This is a genomic window from Pseudomonas sp. TE3911 (assembly GCF_054062775.1).
The window spans coordinates 1515337-1535382 of sequence record NZ_JBSSFP010000001.1; the positions used below are offsets into that span (position 1 = coordinate 1515337).

Annotated in this window: 17 protein-coding genes; all 17 read right to left on the reverse strand. The window is 60.1% G+C overall.

What is annotated here, in order from left to right:
- Positions 1-7 precede the first annotated feature (7 nt).
- The 17 genes from nuoM to purB all read right to left on the reverse strand — a co-directional run bounded on the left by nuoM (position 8) and on the right by purB (position 19940).
- Positions 8-1540, reverse strand: a complete 1533-nt coding sequence (nuoM, locus tag ACVWXD_RS06980) for an NADH-quinone oxidoreductase subunit M (RefSeq protein WP_017527174.1) — start codon at positions 1538-1540, stop codon at positions 8-10.
- A gap of 55 nt (positions 1541-1595) precedes the next feature.
- The gene (nuoL, locus tag ACVWXD_RS06985; protein ID WP_099601015.1) at positions 1596-3449 is read right to left on the reverse strand and encodes an NADH-quinone oxidoreductase subunit L; all 1854 of its coding nucleotides are present in this window, start codon (positions 3447-3449) and stop codon (positions 1596-1598) included.
- On the reverse strand, positions 3446-3754 hold the full coding sequence (nuoK, locus tag ACVWXD_RS06990; protein WP_003174727.1) for an NADH-quinone oxidoreductase subunit NuoK: 309 nt from the start codon (positions 3752-3754) through the stop codon (positions 3446-3448). Before nuoK ends, nuoL begins: the two co-directional genes overlap by 4 nt.
- Positions 3755-3756: 2 nt before the next feature.
- Positions 3757-4260 carry an NADH-quinone oxidoreductase subunit J gene (gene nuoJ / locus ACVWXD_RS06995; protein WP_003174726.1) on the reverse strand — a complete coding sequence of 168 codons (504 nt, stop codon included), beginning with the start codon at positions 4258-4260 and terminating at the stop codon, positions 3757-3759.
- 9 nt (positions 4261-4269) lie between these two features.
- A complete protein-coding gene (gene nuoI, locus ACVWXD_RS07000) occupies positions 4270-4818 on the reverse strand; it encodes an NADH-quinone oxidoreductase subunit NuoI (protein ID WP_003174725.1) in 549 nt (182 codons plus the stop codon).
- A gap of 11 nt (positions 4819-4829) precedes the next feature.
- A complete protein-coding gene (nuoH, locus tag ACVWXD_RS07005; RefSeq protein ID WP_003174724.1) occupies positions 4830-5837 on the reverse strand; it encodes an NADH-quinone oxidoreductase subunit NuoH in 1008 nt (335 codons plus the stop codon).
- A complete protein-coding gene (nuoG, locus tag ACVWXD_RS07010) occupies positions 5834-8548 on the reverse strand; it encodes an NADH-quinone oxidoreductase subunit NuoG (RefSeq protein WP_032889693.1) in 2715 nt (904 codons plus the stop codon). The genes nuoH and nuoG overlap by 4 nt, the downstream gene beginning before the upstream one ends.
- 135 nt (positions 8549-8683) lie before the next feature.
- Positions 8684-10039 (reverse strand): NADH-quinone oxidoreductase subunit NuoF, encoded by a 1356-nt coding sequence (gene nuoF, locus ACVWXD_RS07015; RefSeq protein ID WP_003174722.1) that lies wholly within the window; start codon positions 10037-10039, stop codon positions 8684-8686.
- Positions 10036-10533 (reverse strand): NADH-quinone oxidoreductase subunit NuoE, encoded by a 498-nt coding sequence (gene nuoE, locus ACVWXD_RS07020; protein WP_003174721.1) that lies wholly within the window; start codon positions 10531-10533, stop codon positions 10036-10038. Before nuoE ends, nuoF begins: the two co-directional genes overlap by 4 nt.
- Positions 10534-10535: 2 nt before the next feature.
- Positions 10536-12320: an NADH-quinone oxidoreductase subunit C/D gene (gene nuoC, locus ACVWXD_RS07025; protein WP_095184439.1), complete on the reverse strand. Its 1785-nt coding sequence runs from the start codon at positions 12318-12320 to the stop codon at positions 10536-10538.
- A 71-nt stretch (positions 12321-12391) separates the two neighbouring features.
- Positions 12392-13066 (reverse strand): NuoB/complex I 20 kDa subunit family protein, encoded by a 675-nt coding sequence (locus tag ACVWXD_RS07030; protein ID WP_003174719.1) that lies wholly within the window; start codon positions 13064-13066, stop codon positions 12392-12394.
- A 10-nt stretch (positions 13067-13076) separates the two neighbouring features.
- Positions 13077-13490, reverse strand: coding sequence for an NADH-quinone oxidoreductase subunit A (locus ACVWXD_RS07035; RefSeq protein ID WP_003219575.1), 414 nt, complete (start codon positions 13488-13490; stop codon positions 13077-13079).
- Positions 13491-14146: 656 nt separating this feature from the next.
- On the reverse strand, positions 14147-15472 hold the full coding sequence (gene aceA, locus ACVWXD_RS07040) for an isocitrate lyase (RefSeq protein WP_010458877.1): 1326 nt from the start codon (positions 15470-15472) through the stop codon (positions 14147-14149).
- Positions 15473-15955: 483 nt separating this feature from the next.
- Entirely contained in the window at positions 15956-16693 is a 738-nt protein-coding gene (locus ACVWXD_RS07045; RefSeq protein WP_181643413.1) for a secretin N-terminal domain-containing protein, read from the reverse strand.
- A 211-nt stretch (positions 16694-16904) separates the two neighbouring features.
- Complete coding sequence (locus tag ACVWXD_RS07050) at positions 16905-17327, reverse strand: GNAT family N-acetyltransferase (RefSeq protein ID WP_032889687.1); 423 nt, start codon at positions 17325-17327, stop codon at positions 16905-16907.
- On the reverse strand, positions 17320-18486 hold the full coding sequence (locus ACVWXD_RS07055; protein ID WP_032889686.1) for a ribosomal protein uL16 3-hydroxylase: 1167 nt from the start codon (positions 18484-18486) through the stop codon (positions 17320-17322). Before ACVWXD_RS07055 ends, ACVWXD_RS07050 begins: the two co-directional genes overlap by 8 nt.
- A gap of 83 nt (positions 18487-18569) precedes the next feature.
- Entirely contained in the window at positions 18570-19940 is a 1371-nt protein-coding gene (gene purB, locus ACVWXD_RS07060) for an adenylosuccinate lyase (protein WP_032889684.1), read from the reverse strand.
- Between the last annotated feature and the right edge of the window lie 106 nt (positions 19941-20046).

Genomic DNA, 20046 nt, shown 5'->3' on the forward strand with positions numbered 1-20046 from the left:
AGCGCTCTTACCGGGCCGAAGCGAGTTGAGAGAAGGCGGTGCCGAACCACTGCTGCACGCCATGCATCGTTGCGGCAGAAGTGTCCAGGAACGGTTGCGGGTACACGCCGATGTAGATCAGCAGCACCGCAAGGCCGAGCACCATGATCAGTTCGCGAGCATCCATCCCTTTCAGGACGGTGTCGGACTTGGCCGGGCCGAAGTAGGCGCGGTGGATCATGATCAACGAGTAGACCGAACCGAATACCAGGCCGGAAGTAGCAATGGCGCTGATCCAAGGCGTTTGCACGAAGGCACCCATCAGGATCAGGAACTCGCCGATGAAGTTGCCGGTACCCGGCAAGCCCAACGAGGCAGCGGCAAAGAACAGGCTGATCGCCGGCAGGTACGCGATGCGCGACCACACGCCGCCCATCTCACGCATGTCACGGGTGTGCAGGCGCTCGTACAACTGGCCACTCAGGATAAAGAGTGCAGCGGCGGAAACACCGTGCGCCAACATCTGGATCACTGCGCCTTGCAACGCCAGCTGGCTGCCGGAGTAGATGCCGATCAGTACGAAGCCCATGTGGGAAACGGACGAGAAGGCAATCAGACGCTTGATGTCGGTTTGCGCGAACGCCAGGAACGCACCGTAGAAGATCCCGATCAGACCCAGGGTCATGGCAATCGGCGCGAACTCCGCCGAGGCGTTCGGGAACAGCGGCAGCGCGAAACGCAGCAGGCCATAGGCAGCGGTTTTCAGCAGGATGCCGGCGAGGTCAACGGAACCGGCGGTCGGTGCCTGGGCGTGAGCGTCAGGCAGCCAGGAGTGGAACGGCACCACCGGCAGCTTCACCGCGAACGCGATGAAGAAGCCCAGCATCAGGATGTACTCGGTGGTCAGGGACATCTTGGTTTTCAACAGGTCGGCGTAGTTGAACGTAATCACGCCTGTGCTGTTGAAGTTGACCAGTACCAGACCCAGGATCGCCACCAACATGATCAGGCCGGAAGCCTGGGTGAAGATGAAGAACTTGGTCGCCGCGTAGATCCGGGTTTTCTTGCCGTCCGAAGAACTGTGACCCCAGAGCGCGATGAGGAAGTACATCGGCACCAGCATCATTTCCCAGAAGAAGAAGAACATGAACAGGTCGAGGGCGAGGAACACGCCGACAACGCCGCCCAGGATCCACATCAGGTTCAGGTGGAAGAAGCCCACGTGACGCTGGATCTCTTTCCAGGAGCAGAGTACCGAGAGGATACCCAGCAGGCCGGTCAGCAGGATCATCAACAGCGACAGGCCATCGAGGGCCAGGTGCACGTTGATGCCGAAGCGCTGGATCCACACGTGCTTGAATTCAAGCGCGAAAGTCGGATCGACACCCGGTGCCGGAGCGAATGAATAGTCACCGTGGGCCCACAGCCAGAGGCCGAGTGCGAGTTCCAGGGACATGGTCAGCAACGCAATCCAGCGGGGGAGGGTGGCGCCGAAGCGTTCACCCATCCAGCAGAGCAGGCCGCCGATGAAGGGGATCAGGATTAGCCAGGGCAGAATCATGACAGGCTCGTTTCCTTTCGCAAGTTTGCAAAGTTCGCAATGTACATAGACATGGTCAGACCGCCACGACAACGATGGCGCCGATCACCAGCACGGCACCGACCGCCATGGACGCTGCATACCAACGCAGTTGGCCGGTCTCGCTGCGGCTCAGGGCGGTGTGACCGGCCTTGGCGGCGCGCGGGATCAAACCGATGGTCTGGTCGAGCGGGTCTTTGCGCAGTACATGGCTGATAGCCAGGTAAGGCTTGACGAACAGTTTGTCGTAGATCCAGTCGAAGCCCCAGGCGGCGAACCACCAGGCCGACAGGAAGCGGCCAATGCCACTGTTGGCCACGGCCGTCACGAAGCGACGCTTGCCGAGGAACAACAGCGCGGCCAGCAGGATACCCGCGATGGCAATGGCGCCCGAGGCGATTTCCAGGCTGTGCTTGGCGGCGCCACCGGCATGGCCGGCGCTTTCCGGCAGTACACCGGCCAGGGGCGGGGTGATCAGCGCGCCGACGAAGGTCGACAGCACGATCAGCACCGACAGTGGCAACCAGTGGGAGATGCCGTGACCTGCGTGCGCTTCGGTCTTGGCTTCACCGTGGAACGTGATGAAGATCAGGCGGAAGGTGTACAGCGAGGTCATGAACGCACCCACCAGGCCTGCGTAGAGCAGGTTCTGGTTACCGCTGGCAAAGGCTTCCCAGAGGATTTCGTCTTTCGAGTAGAAACCTGCGGTCACCAGTGGCAGTGCGGCCAGGGCTGCACCACCGACGATGAAGCTGGCGTAGGCCAGCGGCAGTTTCTTCCACAGGCCGCCCATCTTGAAGATGTTCTGCTCGTGGTGGCAGGCAACGATCACCGCGCCAGAGGCAAGGAACAGCAGGGCCTTGAAGAAAGCGTGAGTCATCAGGTGGAAGATCGCCGCGTCCCAGGCGCCAACGCCCAGGGCCAGGAACATGTAGCCGATCTGGCTCATGGTCGAGTAGGCGAGGATACGCTTGATGTCGGTCTGCACCAGCGCGGCAAAGCCGGCCAGCACCAGGGTCACGCCGCCGACGATGCCCACCAGGTGCAGGATGTCCGGCGCCAGGGTGAACAGGCCGTGGGTACGGGCGATCAGGTAGACACCCGCAGTTACCATCGTAGCGGCGTGGATCAGTGCCGACACTGGGGTAGGACCGGCCATCGCATCCGCCAGCCAGGTTTGCAGCGGCAGTTGCGCGGATTTACCCACGGCGCCGCCCAGCAGCATCAGGGTCGCCAGGGTGATCCAGAAGTCGCCGACCTGGAATTTCTGTGGTGCCAGCACCAGCAGTTCCTGGATGTTCAGCGTGCCCACCTGTTGGAACAGGATGAACAGGCCGATGGCCATGAACACGTCGCCGATGCGGGTAACGATAAATGCCTTGAGTGCCGCGTTACCGTTGTTGCGGTTGCTGTAGTAGAAACCGATCAACAGATACGAGCACAGGCCCACGCCTTCCCAGCCGAAGTACAGGAACAACAGGTTATCGCCGAGCACCAGGAACAGCATGCTGGCGATAAACAGGTTGGTGTACGAGAAGAAGCGCGAGTAGCCCGCTTCACCGCGCATGTACCAGGACGCGAACAGGTGGATCAGGAAGCCCACGCCGACGACCACGCCGAGCATGGTGATCGACAGGCCGTCGACGTAGAGGGCGAAGTTAGGCTTGAAGCCTTCCACCGACATCCACTGCCACAGCACCAGGGTGTAGTGACCACCTTCCGGCGGCGCTACGTTGAATTGCCAGATGACGTAGGCGGCCACGATGGCCGACAGGCCAATGGAACCCACGCCGATCAGGGCCGAGAGGTTTTCCGACCAGCGTCCACGGGAGAACGACAGCAGTAGGAAACCAATCAGGGGAAATACGAAAGTCAGAAAGATCATGTTCATCCGCGCATCTCACTGGCAGCGTCGATATCAAGCGTGTGGAAGCGACGATACAGTTGCAGCAGGATCGCCAGGCCGATACTGGCCTCGGCGGCTGCCAGGCTGATCACCAGGATGAACATGACTTGTCCATCAGGCTGGCCCCAACGTGCACCTGCAACGATGAACGCCAGTGCCGCAGCGTTCATCATGATTTCCAGGCTCATCAACACGAACAGAATGTTACGGCGAACCATCAGGCCGACCAGGCCAAGGCAGAACAGGATGCCGGCAACCGCCAGACCATGCTCCAAAGGGATAGCAGGCATCGTCATTGCTCCTTGGCTTCGTTGCGGCCCAAGTGGAAGGCGGTGATGGCTGCCGCGAGCAGCAGCATCGAAGCCAGTTCGACCACCAGCAGGTACGGGCCGAACAGGCTGATGCCCACGGCTTTCGCGTCTACGGTGGTGTGGCCGATGGCCTGGCCGCTCTGGTGAGCGAACAGCACATACAGCAGTTCACCCAACAGCAGCGCTGCGAGGACAACCGGGCCGAGCCAGATGCCGGGCTTGAGCCAGACGCGTTCCTGGGCGACCGAAGCCGGCCCCAGGTTGAGCATCATCACCACAAACACGAACAGCACCATGATGGCGCCGGCGTAGGCGATCACTTCGAGCACACCGGCGAACGGTGCGCCAAGGCTGAAGAACGTCATGGCCACGGCGATCAGCGAAATGATCAGGTAGAGCAGGGCGTGCACGGGGTTAGTGTTGGTGATCACGCGAAGCGTGGACACCACTGCAATACCCGATGCGAAATAGAAAGCGAATTCCATCTTTCTTCCTTAAGGCAGCAAGCTCTTCACGTTGATCGGCTCGGCTTCGTTTTGTGCGGCGCCTTTCGGCTTACCGGCAACGGCCATACCTGCAACACGATAGAAGTTGTAATCAGGGTTTTTACCGGGACCAGAGATCAGCAGATCTTCTTTCTCGTACACCAGGTCCTGACGTTTGAACTCGGCCATCTCGAAATCCGGTGTCAGCTGGATTGCGGTGGTCGGGCAAGCTTCCTCGCAGAGGCCGCAGAAAATGCAGCGCGAGAAGTTGATGCGGAAGAAGTCCGGGTACCAGCGACCGTCTTCGGTTTCAGCTTTCTGCAGGGAGATGCAACCCACCGGGCACGCTACGGCGCACAGGTTGCAGGCTACGCAACGCTCTTCGCCATCGGGGTCGCGGGTCAGCACGATACGGCCGCGATAGCGCGGCGGCAGGTACACCGCTTCTTCCGGGTATTGCAGGGTGTCGCGTTTGCGGAAACCGTGACCGAATACCATCACCAGGCTTCGCAATTGGGTACCGGTACCCTTAACGATGTCGCCAATATATTTGAACATGGGTCAAATCCTCACTGAACCGCGGCCGCTGGCGTGTTCAACAACACAACGGCAGCAGTCACCAGCAAATTGATCAGGGTCAGTGGCAGGCAGAAGCGCCAGCTGAAATCCATCACCTGGTCGTATCGTGGACGCGGAATGGAAGCGCGCAGCAGGATAAACAACATGATGAAGAACGCGGTCTTCAGGAAGAACCAGAAGAACGCCAACTGCGGCAGGATGCCGAACGGACCGTGCCAGCCGCCGAAGAACAGCGTCACCAGCAGGGCAGAGATCAAGATGATGCCGATGTACTCACCGACGAAGAACATGCCCCATTTCATGCCGGCATATTCAATGTGGTAACCGTCGGCCAGTTCCTGTTCTGCTTCAGGCTGGTCGAACGGGTGACGGTGAGTCACGGCGACGCCAGCGATGAAGAACGTACAGAAGCCGAAGAACTGCGGAATGATGAACCACAGGTTCTGCGCCTGGTACTCGACGATGTCGCGCATGTTGAACGAGCCGACCTGCACCACGATGCCCATCAGCGCCAGGCCCATGAACACTTCGTAGGACACGGTCTGCGCCGAGGCACGCAAGCTGCCCAGCAGGGCGAACTTGTTGTTACTCGACCAACCGGCGAACAACACCGCGTATACCGACAGACCGGCCATGGCGAAGAAGAACAGCAAGCCGATGTTCAGGTCCGCCACGCCCCAGGTCGGGGTGATCGGGATGATCGCGAAGGCAATCAGCAAGGCGCTCATGGCCACGACCGGCGCGAGGGTGAAGATCACCTTGTCGGCAAACGGTGGGGTCCAGTCTTCCTTGAAGAACATTTTCAGCATGTCGGCAGCGATCTGGAACATGCCGAATGGGCCAACGCGGTTCGGACCGTAACGGTCCTGCCACCAGCCCAGCAGGCGACGTTCGACGAAGCTGAGCAGGGCGCCCGCAACGACCACGGCCAACAGGATCACGATGGCCTTGACGACCGAGATGATCACGTCGATCACTTCAGGGGTGAACCAGGTCATTGCGCTGCCTCCTGCAGACCGTCAACGGTTTTGCCAAAGATCGCAGGCGGAATGCCGGCGAGGCCTTTAGGCAGTGCAACCAGGCCAGCGCCCAACGCTTCGTTGATACGCAGCGGCAGACGCAGAGTCTGGCCGGCCACGTTCAGGCTGAGCACGGCACCGTCGTTGACGCCGAGACGGTCGGCTTCGGACTTGGCCACGGACACGTACGCTTCTGGGATGCGGCTTTGCACCGGCGCGGCCTTGGAAGAGTTCTCTTCGCTGCCGAACAGGTGGAAGAACGGCACAACCTGCCAAGTGCCCTGGGCCGGGTTGAACGGGCGCGGTACTGCTGCGAACCAGTTCAGCGAGTCACCGGTGCTTTCGATCAGGCGGGTGCCTGGGTCGCCAGCGCGGATGTGACCACCGACTTCGTCCTGGAACTTGTTCCAGGCTTGTGGCGAGTTCCAGCCCGGCGACCAGGCAAACGGCACCTGCTGACGCGGCTCGACTGACCCCGAGTAACCTTCCATGGAGAAGGCGAACGCGGTGTCGTTGTCTTGTGGGGTACGCGGTTCGTGCACGCTGATGTCGGCGCGCATGGCGGTACGACCGGAGTAACGCAGCGGTTCACGGGCCAGTTTCATGCCCTTGATGCGGAACGCGGCGGACGGTGCGGCATCGACGATACGCGCAAGCTGCGGTGTGCTGCCGGCGACGGCTGCGGTCACGTGGTCCAGTTGGGTCCAATCGATCGGTTGGTTCAACAGGGTCGCGCGCAGGGCATGCAGCCAGCGCCAGCCTTCGTGAACCAGGATGCTGGCGTCCATGTACTTCGGATCGAATACCTGGAAGAAGCGCTGGGCGCGGCCTTCCTGGCTGACCAGGGTGCCGTCGCCTTCGGCAAAGCTCGCCGCTGGCAATACCAACTGAGCGCGGTCGCTGGTGGCGGTCTTCTGGTGGTCGGCCACGATCAGAACTTTGGCGGCGTTCAGTGCAGCGTCAACCTTGGCGGCGTCGGTGCGTGTGTACAGGTCGTTTTCCAGCACCACCATGGCGTCGGCGTTGCCGTCGATCACGGCTTGCAGGCCAGCGTCCAGGGACTCACCACCCAGCATGGCCAAGCCTAGGCTGTTGGCTTCCGGCACGACCAGGCTGATGGAGCCGTTCTTGTCGCGCAGCTTCAAGGCCTTGGCGATGTTGGCGGCGGCTTCGATCAATGCTTTGGAACCCAGCGAGGTACCGGCAATGATCAATGGACGCTTGGCTGCCAGCAGGGCGTCGGCAATGCGTTGGGCCAGTTCGACGGCTTCAGTGTCCAGGCCTTCGACGGCAGGCGCGCTGGCGTCCAGGGCGTGGGCCACGGCGAAACCGATGCGGGCGAGGTCGTCCGGTGCAGCGTGGACGCATTCTTCGGCGATGTCGTCGAGCTTGGTTTCAGCGATGCTGGCGATAAACAGCGGGTTCAGCGCGTGCTGGCCAATGTTTTTCACCGCAGCGTCCAGCCACGGCTGTACGCGCATGGCGTCGGCCATCTCTTCAGCCTTGCCTTTGACCGACTGACGCAGGGACAGCGCGATACGCGCGGCGGTCTGGGTCAGGTCTTCACCGAGCACGAAGATGGCATCGTGGTCTTCGATGTCGCGCATGTTCGGCACTGGCAGCGGGCTGTCGTTCAGCACTTGCAGGACCAGACGGATGCGTTCCAGCTCACCAGCTTCGATGCCGGAGTAGAAGTGCTCGGCACCGACCAGTTCGCGCAACGCGTAGTTGCTTTCGAGGCTGGCGCGAGGCGAACCGATACCGACGATATTACGACCGCGCAGCAGGTCGGCGGCTTTATCCAGCGCGTCGTCCAGGCTCAGCTTAGTGCCGTCGGCCAGCAGTGGTTGGCGCGGGCGATCCTTGCGGTTGACGTAGCCATAGCCGAAACGGCCACGGTCGCACAGGAAGTACTGGTTGACCGAACCGTTGAAGCGGTTTTCGATACGACGCAGTTCGCCGTAGCGTTCGCCCGGGGAAATGTTGCAACCGCTGGAGCAGCCATGGCAGATGCTCGGGGCGAATTGCATGTCCCACTTACGGTTGTAGCGCTCGGAGTGGGTCTTGTCGGTGAACACACCGGTCGGGCAGACCTCAGTGAGGTTGCCGGAGAACTCGCTTTCGAGCACGCCGTCTTCAACGCGACCGAAGTACACGTTGTCGTGGGCGCCGAAGACACCAAGGTCGGTGCCGCCAGCGTAGTCTTTATAGAAACGTACGCACCGGTAGCAGGCGATGCAGCGGTTCATCTCGTGGGAAATGAATGGGCCGAGGTCCTGGTTCTGGTGGGTACGCTTGGTGAAGCGATAACGGCGCTCGTTGTGGCCGGTCATCACCGTCATGTCTTGCAAGTGGCAGTGACCGCCTTCCTCACAGACTGGGCAGTCGTGGGGGTGGTTGGTCATCAGCCATTCGACAACGCTGGCGCGGAACGCCTTGGATTCTTCATCTTCGATGGAGATCCAGGTGTTGTCGGTGGCTGGGGTCATGCAGGACATGACGATACGACCACGGGTGTCGTTCTCGTCGGTGTATTGCTTGACCGCACACTGGCGACAAGCACCGACGCTACCGAGTGCGGGGTGCCAGCAGAAATACGGGATGTCGAGGCCTAGTGACAGACATGCCTGTAACAGGTTGTCCGCCCCATCGACTTCGAGCGCTTTGCCGTCTACGTGGATAGTGGCCATGGTTCAAAGTTCTTCGTTGGCCCGTTGTCAGCGGGCGTGGCTAATGGAATCTTGTTATTCATGGGCATCAACACAGCCTTTACGGCGTCAGCCCATGAGAAGACGAAGGGCACGGACCCTTCGCCTTTTAAAGCGTTACGCGCCGACTACGATCGGCCTTGCCAGAGGCGGGACGGCGGCGCTGGTAGGCGCAATACCGGCTTCGAACTCCGAGCGGAAGTATTTGATTGCGCTGCCCAATGGCTCCACGGCGCCCGGTGCGTGAGCACAGAAGGTCTTGCCTGGGCCGAGGAAACCGACCAGACCCAACAGGGTCTCGATGTCACCCTCACGGCCTTCGCCATTTTCCAGGGCCATCAGCAGCTTGACGCTCCACGGCAGACCGTCGCGGCATGGGGTGCAGAAGCCACAGGATTCACGGGCAAAGAACTGCTCCATGTTGCGCAGCAGCGAGACCATGTTCACGGTGTTGTCCACCGCCATCGCCAGGCCAGTACCCATCCGGGTGCCCACCTTGCCGATGCCGCCGGCATACATTTGTGCGTCGAGGTGCTCGGGCAACAGGAAACCGGTACCAGCGCCGCCTGGCTGCCAGGCCTTCAAGGTGTAGCCGTCGCGCATGCCGCCGGCGTAGTCCTCGAAAAGCTCACGTGCGGTAACGCCGAATGGCAGCTCCCACAAGCCAGGATTCTTGACCTTGCCGGAGAAGCCCATGAGCTTGGTGCCCATGTCTTCGCTGCCTTCACGGGCCAACGATTTGTACCAGTCCACGCCGTCGGCGATGATCGCCGGCACGTTGCATAGGGTCTCAACGTTGTTGACGCAGGTTGGCTTGCCCCATACGCCCACGGCGGCGGGGAAGGGGGGCTTGGAGCGCGGGTTGGCGCGGCGCCCTTCGAGGGAGTTGATCAGTGCGGTTTCTTCACCGCAGATGTAACGCCCGGCGCCGGTGTGCACGAACAGTTCGAAATCAAAGCCGGAACCCAGGATGTTCTTGCCCAACAGGCCAGCAGCCTTGGCTTCTTCCACGGCACGGTTGAGGTGCTTGGCGGCGGTGGTGTATTCGCCACGCAGGAAGATATAGCCACGATAGGTTTTCAGCGCGCGGGCACTGATCAGCATGCCTTCGATCAGCAAATGGGGCAGTTGCTCCATCAGCATGCGGTCTTTCCAGGTGTTCGGCTCCATTTCATCCGCGTTGCACAGCAGGTAGCGGATATTGATGGACTCGTCCTTGGGCATCAGGCCCCACTTCACGCCCGTGGGGAAGCCTGCACCGCCGCGGCCTTTGAGGCCGGCGTCTTTCACGGTCTGGACGATGTCGTCCTGGGCCATGTCGGCAAAGGCTTTGCGCGCAGCGGCGTAGCCGTTCTTGGCCTGGTACTCATCGAGCCATACCGGCTCGGCATCGTCACGCAGGCGCCAGGTGAGAGGATGGGTCTCAGGCGAACGCTTGATCAGGTTGGCTGGGCCGAAAGATGTAAGGGTCATGGGTAGCCCTCAAGCAATTGGGTCACGCCAGCAGGCTGCACGTCACCGAATGTGTCGTCGTCGATCATCAACGCCGGCGCCTTGTCGCAGTTGCCCAGGCAGCACACCGGCAGCAGCGTGAAGCGGCCGTCCGGAGTGGTTTGGCCCAGGCCGATGCCCAGTTTGTTCTGGATCTCGCTGACCACGGATTCGTGACCACCGATGTAGCAGACCATGCTGTCGCACACGCGAATGATGTGACGGCCCACCGGTTGGCGGAAGATCTGGCTGTAGAACGTAGCCACGCCTTCAACGTCGCTGGCAGGGATGCCGAGAATCTCGCCGATGGCGTAGAGGGCGCCGTCCGGCACCCAGCCACGTTCCTTCTGAACGATCTTCAGGGCTTCGATCGACGCCGCGCGCGGGTCTTCGTAGTGATGCAGCTCGTGCTCGATGGCCGAGCGCTCGGTTTCACTCAAGGTGAAACGGTCTGTCTGGATAAGCGTGCTGTTCATGCTTAGCGGTCCACGTCGGCCATAACGAAATCGATACTACCCAGGTACGCAATCAAGTCCGCGACCATCTCGCCTTTGATCACCGAAGGGATCTGCTGCAAGTGCGGGAAGCTTGGAGTACGAATCCGGGTGCGGTAGCTCATGGTGCCGCCATCGCTCGTCAGGTAATAACTGTTGATACCCTTGGTCGCTTCGATCATCTGGAAGGATTCGTTGGCCGGCATGACCGGGCCCCACGAAACCTGCAGGAAGTGCGTGATCAGGGTTTCGATGTGCTGCAGCGTGCGTTCTTTGGGCGGCGGCGTGGTCAGCGGGTGATCCGCCTTGTACGGGCCGGCCGGCATGTTGCGCATGCACTGTTCGATGATCTTCAGGCTCTGGCGCATTTCTTCGACGCGCACGATGCAACGGTCGTAGGCATCGCCATTGGCGGCCACCGGCACTTCGAACTCGAAGTTCTCGTAGCCGGAGTATGGGCGCGCTTTACGCAGGTCGAAGTCGCAGCCAGTCGAGCGCAGGCCTGCACCGGTGACGCCCCATTCCAGGGCCTCTTTGGTGTTGTAGGCGGCGACGCCGATGGTACGGCCCTTGAGGATGCTGTTATCGAGCGCGGCTTTTTGGTACTCGTCCAGACGCTTGGGCATCCAGTCGATGAACTCCTTGACCAGGCGCTCCCAACCATTCGGCAGGTCGTGGGCCACGCCGCCGATGCGGTACCAGGCCGGGTGCAGACGGAAACCGGTGATGGCTTCGATGACCTTGTAGGCGCGCTGACGGTCGGTGAATGTGAAGAACACCGGGGTCATGGCGCCGACGTCCTGGATATAGGTACCCAGGAACAGCAGGTGGCTGGTGATCCGGAAGAACTCGGCCATCATGATGCGGATGGTGTCGACGCGGTCCGGGACCTTGATGCCGGCCAGCTTCTCGACCGAGAGCACGTACGGCAGGTTGTTCATCACGCCGCCGAGGTAGTCGATACGGTCGGTGTACGGGATGAAGCTGTGCCACGACTGACGCTCGGCCATCTTCTCGGCGCCACGGTGGTGGTAGCCGATGTCCGGCACGCAGTCGACGATTTCTTCGCCATCCAGTTGCAGGATGATACGGAAGGCACCGTGAGCCGAAGGGTGGTTCGGGCCCAGGTTGAGGAACATGTAGTCCTCGTTGGTGCCGGAGCGTTTCATGCCCCAGTCTTCCGGACGGAAGCGCGCAGCCTCTTCTTCAAGCTGTTGCTTGGCGAGGTTGAGGCTGAACGGGTCGAATTCGGTGGCGCGGGCAGGGAAGTCCTTGCGCAGCGGGTGACCTTCCCACGTGGGCGGCATCATGATGCGCGTCAGGTGCGGGTGGCCGGGGAAGTCGATACCGAACATGTCCCACACTTCACGCTCGTACCAGCTGGCGTTCGGCCAGATACCGGTTACGGTCGGGACGCTCAGGTCGCTCTCGGAGAGGGCAACCTTGATCATTACGTCGCTGTTACGTTCCAGCGACATCAGATGGTAGAACACCGTGAAATCGGCACCGCTTGGCAGGCCCTGGCGCTTGGTGCGCAGACGCTCGTCCACGCCATGCAGGTCATAAAGCATGACGTACGGCTTGGGCAAGTTACGCAGGAAGGTCAGGACTTCGACGAGCTTGGCGCGCGCCACCCACAGCACCGGCATACCGGTACGTGTGGCCTGGGCGGTGAAGGCGTCAGGGCCAAAACGGTTATTGAGTTCGACGACCACATCCTGGTCGTCTGCCTTATAAGGCGGGATGTACAGAGCGCTGCCTGTAGTCATGGTTTTTTATCGCTTTCGGTCAACGTAAAGAATGAAGCCAGGTGTTCGTTCTATAAAAGAAGCGGGCTGGATCAGACTTCGTCAGGGCTGCGCAGGTTGGTGACTGCGATTCGCTGTTCGCGGCGCTGTTCCTTTTGCGAGGGCATCTCGGCGCGGTAAACGCCTTGATCGCCGACGACCCAGGAAAGCGGACGACGCTCCTTGCCAATCGATTCCTGCAACAGCATCAAGCCTTGCAGAAATGCTTCAGGGCGGGGCGGGCAGCCAGGCACGTAGACGTCCACGGGCAGGAACTTATCCACCCCTTGGACCACTGAGTAGATGTCGTACATGCCACCGGAGTTGGCGCACGAACCCATGGAGATAACCCACTTCGGTTCGAGCATTTGCTCGTAGAGACGCTGAATGATCGGCGCCATCTTGATGAAGCAGGTTCCGGCGATAACCATGAAATCCGCCTGGCGCGGTGATGCCCGGATAACTTCGGCGCCAAAGCGCGCGATGTCGTGGGGCGCCGTGAAGGCGGTGGTCATTTCCACGTAGCAGCACGAAAGGCCGAAATTGTACGGCCACAGGGAGTTTTTACGCCCCCAGTTGACCGCGCCACTCAGCACGTCTTCGAGTTTGCCCATGTAGATGTTTTTGTGGACTTGGTCTTCTAACGGATCGGAAACGGTTTCCCGTTCGCCGATGGGGTACTGCTCGTTAGGAGCATCCGGGTCGATCCTGGTGAGATTGTATTGCATCGCCAAAGCCTCATTGTTTCAGCTTCGCTTGCCGCTTACGACGAGCTTCCGGAGCCCAGTCAAGGGCGCCCACTCGAAATAGGTAGACAAGGCCTGCCAACAGAATTGCTATGAAAACGAGAGCTTCGACGAATCCGGTCCAGCCGCTTTCGCGGACGGACACAGACCAGGCAAAGAGAAAGAGGGCTTCGATATCGAAGATCACGAACAGCATCGCGACCAGATAGAATTTGGCTGAGAGCCGCAGGCGGGCGCCACCTGTAGGTAGCATGCCCGACTCGAACGGTTCGTTTTTGCTGCGGCCCCAGGCTTTTGACCCGAGGAGGCTGGAAACACCGAGCATGAAGGCGCAAAGGCCGACAACACCGAGGAGGAAAATGGCAAAGCCCCAGTTGTGGGCCATGAGTCCTGTCGCTTCGGTCATGCTGGAAATCCTTAACAGAGAGCAAAGGTCTCTGAGCTCGAAAAAGTAATGATGCAGTGACGATATGTCGCAGCGCAGTCAATCGCGGTGATTTTATGGCTAAACACCGGGCAAGTAAAATTCCTATAGCGAAATTATTCGATGGAATAAGGACATAGTGCACCTTCTTGGGGCTGTAGCCCTTGCGGGGCGGGGATTAGCGGGCATTTGATCAATTATGTTTTGTTTAACCAGTAACGAAGTTTTCATGGTCTAAATGATAATGAATATTGTTTGCGCGGGGTTTAAGCGATTGTTTCTCATGTGGCGGGGTAAGTTGCCGTTACTTGTTTGATTGGCGCAAGTTGCCGGAGCGGATCTTTTAACCGATTTATCCGCAGCGAATACCGCTCTGGATCAAGGTTTTGTACAAAATCTTCAGGTTGCGTGCGTTCCCTTGTGGGAGGGGGCTTGCCCTCGATGGCTGAGTGTCAGTCAATAACGCTGTTGCTGATCCACCGTTATCGGGGGCAAGCCCCCTCCCACATTTGGATTCTCATTGGCCCGGGGCAGATATCTCAGGCAAAAAAACGCCCCGAACCAGTCGGGGCGTGATTGTCGTGCAGCACTGCGGTTAGCTCTTTAACGGGTCCGCAGTGGCTGTGTACTCACATCGATCAGTGGAACTGCTCTTCTTCAGTCGACCCGGTCAGCGCGGTCACGGACGAGGTGCCGCCCTGGATCACGGTGGTCATGTCGTCGAAGTAGCCAGTACCCACTTCCTGCTGGTGCGCCACAAAGGTGTAGCCTTTGGAGGCGTCAGCGAATTCCTGCTCCTGCAGCTTCACGTAGGCGGTCATGTCGTTGCGGGCGTAGTCGTGCGCCAGGTTGAACATGCTGTGCCACATATTGTGAATGCCGGCCAGGGTGATGAACTGGTGCTTGTAGCCCATGGCGGACAGTTCGCGCTGGAACTTGGCGATGGTCGCGTCGTCCAGGTTCTTCTTCCAGTTGAAAGAAGGCGAGCAGTTGTAGGACAGCAGTTGGTCCGGGTATTCCTTCTTGATCGCTTCGGCGAAGCGACGCGCTTCGTCCAGATCCGGCTTGGCGGTTTCGCACCAGATCAGGTCGGCATACGGTGCGTAGGCCAGACCGCGGGCGATGGCCTGGTCGAGGCCGGCGCGTACCTTGTAGAAACCTTCCTGGGTGCGTTCGCCGGTAACGAATGGTTGGTCGTACGGGTCGCAGTCGGAGGTCAACAGGTCTGCTGCGTTGGCGTCGGTACGGGCCAGGATGATGGTCGGCGTGCCGGCAACGTCAGCCGCCAGACGGGCAGCGGTCAGCTTCTGTACAGCTTCCTGGGTTGGAACCAGTACCTTGCCGCCCATATGGCCGCATTTCTTCACGGAAGCCAGTTGGTCTTCGAAGTGAACGCCCGCGGCGCCTGCTTCGATCATGCTCTTCATCAGCTCATAGGCGTTCAGTACGCCGCCGAAGCCGGCTTCGGCGTCAGCTACGATTGGCGCGAAGTAGTCGATGTAGCCTTCATCGCCTGGGCCTTTGCCGGCTTTCCACTGGATCTGGTCAGCACGACGGAACGAGTTGTTGATGCGCTTGACTACGGTCGGCACGGAGTCAACCGGGTACAGCGATTGGTCGGGGTACATGGATTCAGCGGAGTTGTTGTCCGCTGCCACTTGCCAGCCGGACAGGTAGATCGCCTGGATGCCGGCTTTTACCTGTTGGACTGCTTGGCCGCCAGTGAGGGCGCCCATGCAGTTGACGAAATCTTTGTCGGGGCGGAAGGAAGGCTTGGCACCTTGGGTGACCAGGTTCCACAGCTTCTCGGCGCCGAGTTTTGCAAAGGTGTGCTCAGGTTGAACCGAGCCACGCAGGCGGACGACGTCAGCAGCGGAATAAGCGCGGGTTACGCCTTTCCAGCGTGGGTTTTCAGCCCAATCTTTTTCAAGGGCTGCAATTTGCTGTTCGCGTGTCAGTGCCATGGGGAAAAACCTCGTCGCATAGGTCTAGGTGGAAAGATCCATTTGCCAGCCGCGCAATCGTTGCGGGGTATGGCTGCTCGCTGACCAGAAGCATAGGTGGTCAAGTCAGGTTCGACGGGGAAGGCGACGGTGAACGATGATCGAGAGGGGGCAGGTAAAGGCTGGCCGAGAACGGTCTTCGGGCATCGTGGGCCCTTGGGTATTCTGCAGCATGTTGCCGGGTTACCTGGTTAGCTTCCGTCCCTCGGGACAACTTCGTTCCAGTCGCAACCTCGTCAAACACACCTTGTGGGCGGTACAGACACGAATCGGCTCAGGTGGGTAGCTTAGAGCGACGATCCGAAGGCCCTTGCCAGGGCCCCTGATTAGCGGGAGCGAGGCCATCATGCCCATGCTTTTTTGGATCGTCAAATGTTTTGTAGTGCTTTTTTTATGGCACTACATCTTTAGTCTAATACGACTCATCAGTCAGTTTTTGGTGCTTCAGTTCAGGGTGTCGACCTTGACCCGCAACGTCAGGTCATCACGGCCCTGGGTAGAGTAGCTGCGGGTTGTAGAGGATTTGTCGGCTTGGGTTTCACGGTTGATGCCGGCCAGGGGGATCCAGTCGCCAAGACGCCCGCTGACGGTTGTGTCGGTACTTTGTACATTCACTACATCGGGACGTTCCTGGCTCATGCGGTCACGGTTGGTACTGATCGCCAGATGCACGGTCTCGCCGGTGACGCTGGCAGTGACGTAGAAGCCCTGGGTGACGTTGCGGTATTGGGTCTGGTTCTGCGGGCGGCCGTAGGCGTCTGGTTGGGTGGTGGTCAGTGGCACGCTCTGGCCGACCTGGATTAGCGCAGGCACGCCTTCGCTGGCCTGGATCTGCTGGATGCCGCCGTCGCGACTGGCAGTACCGTAGTTGATGATGCGGGTTTGGCTATCGCCACTGTTCTGTTGGTTGTTTTCGTTGGTGTCTACAGTAATCAGCAGGCGCTTGGCCGGTGTGTCCAGTTGTGCAATAAATGCGCGCAGGTCCTGGAGCTTGCTGGGATCGGCGTTAACAATAAGTTGGTTGCCGTAGGCGCTGACGGTGCCGTCCTTGCCGATGAAATTCTGCGCCACCGGCAATAGATCGGCGCTGGTGCGGTTGTTCAGGTTGACGACTTCGGTGTCGGCCATTGTCGAGCAACTGACGGCCAGGAGGAGGGCGGTGAGCAGGGTGCGTAGGGACATGTCCGTTATCTCTGCGAGTCATTTAGGCTTGATAGTGCCAGTTTGTCGGCCTGGCGTGTAGTGAGCGGGCTTGCCCTGCGCTGGGCTGCGTAGCGGCCCCTATAAAAAACGCCGCGTTCTTTCAGAAAGAACGCGGCGTTTGGTTTTGTGGCTGCTAAGCAGCCCAGCGCGGGGCAAGCCCGCTCACCACAGACAAGCCCTTAAGCAGGGATCAGCCCCCACGCACCATATCAACATGGGGAATCCCGACTTCCAGGAACTCATCGCTGACGATCTTGAAGCCCAACCGCTCATAAAACGGCGCTGCGTAGACCTGCGCGCTGAGGAACTGTTTGGTCTGGCCGCGTTGCTCGGCCACGCCAATCACCGCTTCCATCAGCTTGTCGCCAACCTTCAGGCCGCGCCAGTCCTTGAGGACCGATACGCGGCCGATCTCGCCGCTGGGCAGCAGGCGAGCGGTGCCGATTGGAAAGTCGCCTTCGAACGCCAGGAAGTGCATCGCACCAGCGTCATCCGCGTCCCACTCCAACTCGGGTGGAACCGATTGTTCAGCGATAAATACCGCTTCACGAATGCGCCGAATCTCGGCGATATCCTTTTGCCAGTCCGCGACACTTACGTGAATTTTATTCATCGGCAAATCCCAGGCTGCCTTGCTTGACCAGCTCGCACAGCAGGTCGCGGCCGTCTTCGTCGGCGAGCCACTCACCCAGGTTTTCGCTGTGCAACGCATCTGCGGAGCACACCAGTTTCAACAGTTCACGCAGCTTGCCGGGCAGGTAGCGGCTCTGGCCGCTGGCAAACAGCAGCACGTCGTCGTCCACTTCCGACCACGCCATGCGCGCGCTTGGGTTGCGTACCAGAATCGCGCCGTCTTGCAGGGTGCTGATGAAGTCTTCTTCGCCCAACTCTTCGCCGGCGACGAGTTCTGGGTAGCGCGGTTCGGTCATGAACTGGCCGAACCAGGTCAGTAGCATGCGTTCGTCGCTCATGTGCTCGGCCAGCAGGCTCTTGAGGCGGTCGAGGGCGTCGCGCTGGATCTGATGCGGGTCGCTGACCGGCTGCGCGTCGGCGTCGGTGTAGCGCTCTTCATCCGTCAGGTATTGGGCGAGGAAATCGGTGAAGTGCGTGAGCACTTCGGCGGCGCTCGGCGCACGGAAGCCGACCGAGTAGGTCATGCAGTCGTCTTCGGCGATGCCGAAGTGTGCCAGGCGTGGCGGCAGATAGAGCATGTCGCCCGGTTCGAGTACCCATTCGGCGGTTTCTTCGAATTCGGCGAGGATGCGCAGGTCGGCGTGTTGCAGCAGCGGGCTTTCGGAGTTGCACATCTGGCCGATCTTCCAGTTGCGCTTGCCTTGGGCTTGCAGCAGGAACACATCGTAGTTGTCGAAGTGCGGACCAACGCTGCCGCCAGGCGCGGCGAAGCTGATCATCACATCGTCGATGCGCCAGCTTGGTAGAAAGCGGAACTGCTCCAGCAGCTCGGCCACTTCCGGAACGAACTGGTCGACCGCCTGCACCAGCAGGGTCCACTCGCGCTCAGGCAGGCTGCCGAAGGCGTCTTCGGCGAACGGGCCGCGACGCAGTTCCCACGGGCGCTCGCCGTGTTCGATCACCAGGCGCGATTCGACTTCTTCTTCCAAGGCCAGGCCGGCCAGTTCGTCGGCGTCGATCGGGCTTTCGAAATCAGGGATGGCCTGACGGATCAGCAGTGGTTTTTTCTGCCAGTAGTCGCGCAGGAATTCCCGTGCCGTGATGCCGCCCAGAAGTTGAAGAGGGATGTCAGGATTCATGTGTAACCTATTGAAAGAAAGCACTTTTCAGACTGGAATAAAAACGCCCGGCGCGGCCGGGCGTCTCAAGGGTCTTGCGATGATCAGATGCGCTTGGCTTGCTCTACCGCGTTGCCGATGTAGTTGGCCGGGGTGAGCAGTTTCAGCTCGGCCTTGGCGGCGGCTGGCATGTCCAGGCCGTCGATGAAAGTTTGCAGCGCTTCAGGGCTGATGCCCTTGCCGCGCGTCAACTCTTTCAGCTTCTCGTACGGGTTTTCGATGTTGTAGCGACGCATCACGGTCTGGATCGGCTCGGCCAGCACTTCCCAGCATGCGTCCAGATCAGCGGCGATTTTCTGCGCGTTGAGCTCCAGCTTGCTGATGCCTTTGAGGCTGGCTTCGTACGCGATCACGCTGTGGGCAAAACCCACGCCGAGGTTGCGCAGTACGGTCGAGTCGGTCAGGTCGCGCTGCCAGCGGGAGATCGGCAGCTTGCTGGCCAGATGCTGGAACAGGGCGTTGGCGATGCCGAGGTTGCCTTCGGAGTTTTCGAAGTCGATCGGGTTGACCTTGTGCGGCATGGTCGACGAACCGATTTCACCGGCAATGGTGCGCTGCTTGAAGTAGCCCAGGGAGATGTAGCCCCAGATATCGCGATCGAAGTCGATCAGGATGGTGTTGAAGCGCGCAATGGCGTCGAACAGCTCCGCGATGTAGTCGTGGGGCTCGATCTGCGTGGTGTAAGGGTTGAAGCCCAGGCCCAGCTCGTCTTCGATGAAGGCGCGGGCGTTGGCTTCCCAGTCGATCTCAGGGTAGGCCGACAGGTGCGCGTTGTAATTGCCGACGGCGCCGTTGATCTTGCCCAGCAATGGTACGGCAGCGACTTGAGCAATCTGACGCTCCAGACGATACACCACGTTGGCGAGTTCTTTGCCCAGCGTGGTCGGCGAAGCCGGCTGGCCGTGGGTGCGCGACAGCATTGGCACGTCAGCGAAACGGATGGCCAGTTCGCGGATAGCTTCGGCGGTCTGGCGCATCAGTGGCAGCATCACGTCATCGCGGCCTTCGCGCAGCATCAGGGCGTGGGACAGGTTGTTGATGTCCTCGCTGGTGCAGGCAAAGTGGATGAACTCGCTGACCTGGGCCAGTTCCGGCAGCTTGGCCGCCTGCTCTTTGAGCAGGTATTCAATGGCTTTGACGTCGTGGTTGGTGGTGCGCTCGATCTCTTTCACACGCTCGGCGTGCTCCAGGGAGAAGTTTTCCGCCAGCGTGTTGAGCACAGCGTTGGCTTCGGCAGAGAACGCCGGCACTTCGCTGATGGCGGGATGAGCGGCCAGGCGCTGGAGCCAGCGCACTTCAACCAGAACACGAGCACGGATCAAGCCGTATTCGCTGAAAATAGGGCGCAGGGCCTGGGTTTTGCCGGCGTAGCGGCCGTCAACAGGGGAAACCGCAGTGAGCGAAGAGAGCTGCATGGGGTGTTCTCGGACAGTCGGGCAACGAAATGGGGCGCGTATCATACATGAAAAAATCCGCCGGTCCGTCGCCAACTGACCGGCGTATTACGCGTAACGGCTTGAA